This is a genomic window from Dokdonella sp. (genome assembly GCF_049593775.1).
Classification (GTDB): Bacteria; Pseudomonadota; Gammaproteobacteria; order Xanthomonadales; family Rhodanobacteraceae; genus Dokdonella.
This window is the reverse complement of sequence record NZ_JBAWHJ010000077.1, coordinates 1-6,406: the sequence shown is the minus strand read 5'-3', so window position 1 is coordinate 6,406 and position 6,406 is coordinate 1. Positions and strand designations below refer to the sequence as shown.

Sequence of the window (6,406 nt, the reverse complement as noted above, 5' to 3'; positions counted from 1 at the left end):
CTCAGCCTTTTCGGTGCGCACCAACACGTCGACGAGATTCGAGCGTGGGCGCAGGCAGCGTCCTCGCTGCGTAAATGCGCAATAGATGGATTTGCTGATCGGCTGCGAGACCTGAGCTCGGACTTCTCACGACAGCGTGCTGTCACAGGAAGACGCCCCGAACGGATGCCGACTCCCCTGTTGCGTGGTTGGGATGAGGTTCAAGTGAAATCAATCGTGAAGCAGCATGGCGGGGTGCTCATCGCGCTGTTTCACTATGGTGACCATCGCCAGATATTCGTCGATTTGGCCAGCCTCGGCACGCCGTTCGTCGCACCTGTTGCGAAGCATGCGTACTTCGACTGGGCCGAGTTGATGAAGCAAGGTCCCGAGCCATTCAAAACTGCGATGTCACTGCTGGAAGTCGAGGATCCGCGAGTCGGACGGAAGCTATTCTCTGCGCTGCGCAAGGGGCGTGCAGGCTTGATCTATGTTGACGGCAACATGGGGCCGGATGGTCACCTGGTCGAGGAAGGGGCGATCCGGCTTGAATTTCTCGGCAAACGCATTCGAGTCAAAGCTGGTATCGCGCGCTTGTCGATCGGGCTCGGGCTGCCGGTATTGCCGCTTTTCGCGTCGACCCGCAGTGGAACAGTGCACGCAGAGGCCAAGCCCCTGATCTTCCCACCGTCCAAGGCCAGCCTTGTTGACGACACGCAAACCGATGCCGCGCTCACCTCGATCATGCAAACGCTCTACACGCAACTCGCCAGTGAGGTCCAGCGCGCCCCCGAACATTGGGAGTTTGCCTTCTGCTTTCATCGCTGGCTCGACGAGATCGAACCAACCGCGTTGCCATCGAAGGATGGCGATTTGCCTGCCGAAAATCATTCGCTGACTGTTGATGCACAACGCATCACCGAGTTCCGTCGCGACGGCGAGGTGTTCTGGATACATGTTGGCCGTCAGCGCGCCTATCGGCTTCCGCAGTGGGCGCGGGGCCTCTATGCACAGCTGGATTCAGGCCACACAACGCTCGGCGAGTCCCTCTCCTTCCTGCAGCAATCAGGAGGTGCGCCGAAACAGGCCAGGGACCTCTTGACGGAATTGATGCGGCTCGACTTGCTTGAGCCATTGTCGTCCGCGGCATAGCCGCAAGGACATGTTGGAACCATCGGGCTGGAGATTGCGGATTTGCCGGAAATTGTTCGAAGAGATCTCTCTGCACCAAGTCGAGCGCGGAGACGACGTCGGCGACTGCAGTGTGCAGTAAGTCCCCGTCGACAACGAGTTGTCCCGGAGTTCCGGGATTCCCGCGGGCCGATGGCCCGCAATGCAAACCAAGGAGTCAATCATGAAAGAGCAGAACCTCATCGAGGAAATGTCGATCACCGAACTTGAGCAGCGCGTCGAATTCAGTTGCTGTGGTGGTGGTGGCGGTGGTGGCAGCGGTGGTGATGGTGGTGGTGGACCTGGTGATGATGGCGGTGATAGCAATCCCATCCCATGAGGGTGACCTCTGATTCAGAGTGAAGCGTTGGAGCTGTCGGGTCAGGCACGTTCTGCCTGGCTCGCCAGCTCCACTGTTGCCAAGCGCTGCATCAGACGTTGATCCAAGGTTTCCTGGACCGTTTGCCGTTGCCGAACGATGACGCAGGAGACCGGCCCCAAGGCAAGGTCATTCTTGAGGTCGCGCCGGTGCATGCATTGGAGGATCGGGTCGAATTCAGACGCGGTTGTGGTCGCCGAGGTCCCGGCATGTGCAGCGCCCTGCCCGATGGAGCGAAGTAAAAATTCCAGGGCTCGAGAGCGCCGTGTCTACTCCAAGAGAATGGGAAATGAGTGAAGCGCTTTATCATCTCAATCCGGCATTGCGAATTCAGATCTTCGACGAAGCCGCCACTGCGCCCCGCTGGCTGTACGAACTCGATGACGACCAGGGGCGAGTCCAGAGGCTGGTCCTGCCGGGGAGGATGCACCGGTTGCTGAGTGCGTTCGCCAGTCCACGATTGCTTGGCTGGACCAAAAGCGAGTTGCACGCCGAAGGCTGGAAGGAAACGGATGGCCCGGCGCTGCAGGCTCTGATTGGTGAAAGGTGTTTGCCCACGAAACTAGTGGTTCCGTGCTGCATCGAAGGCAGTGTGAAGCACACTGCCCCGGTGCAACCAGCACGACCGCGCTACATGAGCCTGATGATACCAATGCTCCGGCCTGCCGCCGTCAATCAATTCGCAGAATATTTGCATCGACTGTACGCGCCGAGGCTGATGATCGCGGGAGGGTTGATCATCGCCATGGCCCTGCTCGCGCTGATGCGAACATTGTTCGATGAGGGCAGCTTCGCTGCTGTCGGCTCGAGTGACATCCTCATGGCCGTGGGCTTGGGCACACTCGGTGTCGTCCTGCACGAGCTGGGCCATGCCGCCGCCGCGTGGCGTTCAGGCGCACGGACAGTCAGCATTGGTATCGGATGGTATGTGTGTTTTCCGGTCGCCTACGCCGATCTGTCGGAAACGTGGCGGATGAGTAGGCGCGAACGCGCGCTGATCGATGTGGCTGGCGTCTATATGCAAGGGCTCTGGATCTCCTTATTGATGGCCTGGCACGCTGCGAGTGGACAAGCCGTGCTACTGGTCGTAGCACTTTCCGGCGCCATTTCGATAGTCTGGAACATGAATCCATTTCTGCGCATGGATGGATACTGGCTGGCCAGCGACTTGCTCGGAGTCGCCAACTTGCGCGCAACGGCGCAGTCCTCTCTGGTGAGAGTCTGGCATCGGCTGCGCCATCGCCGGAACGAGGGCGAACCGGCGCTATTCGGGCCGCGGACGGCGGCTGCGCTGCTGGTGTACGGAATTCTGAGTAGCGTGTTCTTTGCGTGGATGATTGTGGCTGCAGCCAATCATTTCGGCACTGCGGCAATCGATTCGTTGCCAGGCTATGCAAGGCGGCTGTGGTCAAGCGACTGGTCGCAGATGGATGTCGCAGATGTGGCGGTGTTGGTAGGCGGCTTTCTCTGGCAGCTACTCATGCTCTTTGTTCTCGGACGATTTCTTCAGATTACTGCGATGCGCTGGTGGAAGCGTTGGTCAAGACCCACGCCTCCTGCCTGAACACAGCACGGGTGGCGCGGTGCTCCGCTACAGCGGCGCAATGTTTCGATGCGTGCGGCATGAGGCGGAATTCCCCTGTGGGACGGCTATACTCCCAAGATTCGATTCTACGGGAGATGTCGTACATGCCGAGCGATCAGCCTGGAGTTACGGGGCTCCTGTCGAGTTGGCGGAAGGGTGATCGGGACGCTGAGAATGCCCTGATGGAGCATCTGTATCCTGTCCTGCGCGGGTTGGTCGGTGCGCAACTGAGGCGGGCACCTTCGGGGTTGACCCTCTCGGCAACCGAGCTTGTAAACGAAGCCTACATCCGCCTGGAAAAGCAGCGTGAAGTGGATTGGAAGAATCGGGAGCAGTTCTTCGCCATCACTGCAACGGTCGTGCGCAGGGTCGTGATCGACTATCTGCGCGAACGTTCTGCCGAGAAGCGGGGTTCCGGTCAAATCGCATTGCAGTTCGATGAACTCCACTCAGGAGACATCCCCTCGGTGGGTGATCAGATCGACTGGTTGGCTCTGGATCAAGCCTTGACCCAGTTGCAATTGCTCGATGCGGACTGCGCGCGCGTGGTCGAATTGCGCGTGTTCGGCGGACTCGGCATGGAACGCATTGCCGAAGCATGCGACAGCTCGGTAGCAACCGTCGGTCGTCAATGGCGGTTTGCTCGAACCTGGCTGGCCGAGCAATTGGACGTCGCAAAACATGTCCGGCGTTCATAGACTGCGGCGCCTCCAGGAGCTGTTTGCTGCAGCGCTGGAGATGCCGCCCAAGAAGCGTGAAGACTGGTTGTGCGAGGTAGCGAGCGAAGATCCTGCAACAGTCGCCGAATTGCGCCGATTGCTTGCGCGCGATGAACAACCCGACTCGATTCCTGATGGCATGCCGGTCAGCCTGCTCGCGTCCGCGTTGGCTGTTTCTGCCAGTGGGCGGACGACGGTGCACGCCACTGCGGGAAACTTTGTCTTGCACGAAGAACTCGGTCGAGGCGGTATGGGCTGCGTGTTTCGGGGTGTTCGCGCGTCCGGTGGCGTCCATCAGGAGGCGGCCATCAAGATACTGCGTGCCGAGCTTCGCCACAGTGCCGCGATTGAGCGGTTTCTGGCAGAGCGACGTACGCTCGCTCGGCTCGAGCATCCTGGGATCGCCAGACTGCTTGATGTCGGCGAGACTGACGACGGGACCCCCTTCGTTGCCATGGAACTGGTCCGAGGCCGAATGCTCCTCGACTATTGCGCGGAGGAGCAGCTTGATATCGCAGCACGAGTCGGTGTGTTCCGACAGGTAGTCGCGGCGGTAGTCCATGCACATCGGGCCCTGGTGGTTCACCGTGACATCAAGCCCTCCAACGTCCTGGTCGACGGCGATGGCCGTGCCCGCCTGCTCGACTTCGGGATCGCCAAGGGCCTGGTCGAGAACAGCGAAACAACCGCGACGGTTGATCGCTACTTCACGCCGGCATACGCGGCGCCCGAGCAACTTACGGGCGAGCCGATCACTGTGGCCTGCGATGTTTACGCCTTGGGTGCCCTGCTGTACGAGCTACTTTGCGGCGCTCCTCCATTCAATGTTGCCGGTCTGCGCGCCGCCGATGTCGAGCGGCTGATTCTAGCTACGCCGCCTCAGCCGATGGAACAGGCGTTCGCGGCGATGTCAGTGAACGATAGCCAGGTCCTGTCGGGTGACGATCGGCACAAGTGGCGCAAGGCCTTGCGCGGTGACCTTGAAAGCATCGTGCAGCGGGCTTTGCGCAAGGAGCCTCAGGCGCGCTATGTGGGCGCTGCAGCACTGGATGAAGATCTTCAAAACTGGCTCGAACATCGGCCCGTTCGCGCAGCCGGTGGACACGGTTTCTATCGGTTTCGCAAGTACATCAGACGCAACGCGATAGCGACAATCGCAGGTGCCCTGGTGCTTGCGAGCATTGCCATTGCCGCCGTGTTGATCGTCCGGCAAGGTGTGACCGCGAGTCAGGAGCGGGATCGGGCACGCGAAGCGCTGGCCGCACTCAGCGATGCATTTATCGCTGCCGATCCCACCGGATTGTCTGGCGGAGAAGTGAGCGCGAGAAGCATACTTGATGCTGCCAGCCGGAGAATCTCGGAGCATGTCAGCAGCCAGCCCGAGGTCTATGCAGAGCTGGCCGCGGAAGTCGGCAGTGTTCAACTCGCGCTGGGTGTCGTCGACACGGATGACCGTTCAATGGCGCAGGCCCTGCAGTGGGCCCGGAATGAGCCCGGCCAACAAGTACTCGCCCGACGCCTGTCATTGCTGCGCGCCATGCGCCTGGTCGCCCAGCACGCGTTTGCCGAAGCTGATCAGGCTCTGAAAGCGCTTGAGCGAGAGCGCGATGCAGATGCCTATGTCTTGCTGACGCGTGGCAAGTACTGGATGGCACGAAGGGAGCCAGCCGAGGCCATTCCTGTTCTGACGGACGCACTGGCTCGGCTCCCGGAGGACTTGCTTGATGCCGATCGGATCGATGCGCAATGGCAATTGGCAGGTGCGCACCGCCTTGGTGGCAATCCTGCCGCCGCGCTGGCTGCGCTTGAGTCGCTACTCGATCAGCTGAGAAAGGTAGTCGACGAGAACCATGCCACCGTACTACTGACCCGGCTGCGCACGGTTGATGCGCTTTTGGATCTCGCTCGAATTGATGACGCGATCGAAGAGGTTCGCCCTCTGTCGAGGGCAATCGAAAGCGCCTATGGGCGCAAGTCGTCGGTTACAGCATTCGCATGGTCTACGCTGGCAGTAGCCCTGGTGCGTGCCGAACGCTATGCGGAGTCCATCGAGCCCTATCGAAACGCGGCCATGTCGTACTCGGAAAGCCTCGGTACCAACCACACCAATACAGCGCGCTCTTTCTTCAACCTCGCGCTCATGCAGGCATATGTCGAGCCAGACGATTCGAGCAGTGCTGACAATTTCCGGAAAGCCATCGCATCCGCCACCATTGCGCTCAGTCCGGCCGATCCGTTGGTGACGTTTTTTCGCATCGAGTATGCGAAATCTCTGATCAGTCGAAGTGAGATGACTGCAGCCCAGGAGGTTTTACTTCCGGAAAACGTCACACCCGATCTCGACGCCGCCGGACCGGAAATCGCAACGGTCTATCGCAAACAGCTGACACGCGTGTTTGGATCGGTCGATTGCCAGTCAACGCAGCCAGCAGGACCCGGTACCACCCAGGCAGGCCGTGCCAGGCAATTGATTTGCGGAGCCGATCCGTCGAACTTCGGTTCGCCGTGATCGATTCTGCCGCCAAATTGCGAGTATCGGTAGCGTAGGGTCGACTCGACTCGACTCAATTGGTC

Annotated in this window: 5 protein-coding genes; all 5 read left to right on the top strand. The window is 60.1% G+C overall.

The features are described from left to right. Nucleotides 1-204 precede the first annotated feature (204 nt). Entirely contained in the window at nt 205-1,131 is a 927-nt protein-coding gene (locus tag WBP53_RS02690) for a hypothetical protein (protein ID WP_423925672.1), read from the top strand. A gap of 202 nt (nt 1,132-1,333) precedes the next feature. Further along, the gene (locus tag WBP53_RS02685) at nt 1,334-1,489 is read left to right on the top strand and encodes a hypothetical protein (RefSeq protein ID WP_423925670.1); all 156 of its coding nucleotides are present in this window, start codon (nt 1,334-1,336) and stop codon (nt 1,487-1,489) included. Nucleotides 1,490-1,817: 328 nt separating this feature from the next. Next, complete coding sequence (locus WBP53_RS02680) at nt 1,818-3,092, top strand: hypothetical protein (protein ID WP_423925668.1); 1,275 nt, start codon at nt 1,818-1,820, stop codon at nt 3,090-3,092. A 59-nt stretch (nt 3,093-3,151) separates the two neighbouring features. Beyond that, nucleotides 3,152-3,811, top strand: a complete 660-nt coding sequence (locus WBP53_RS02675; protein WP_423925666.1) for an ECF-type sigma factor — start codon at nt 3,152-3,154, stop codon at nt 3,809-3,811. Continuing rightward, entirely contained in the window at nt 3,795-6,341 is a 2,547-nt protein-coding gene (locus WBP53_RS02670) for a protein kinase domain-containing protein (RefSeq protein ID WP_423925665.1), read from the top strand. The genes WBP53_RS02675 and WBP53_RS02670 overlap by 17 nt, the downstream gene beginning before the upstream one ends. The last annotated feature ends 65 nt before the right edge of the window (nt 6,342-6,406 follow it).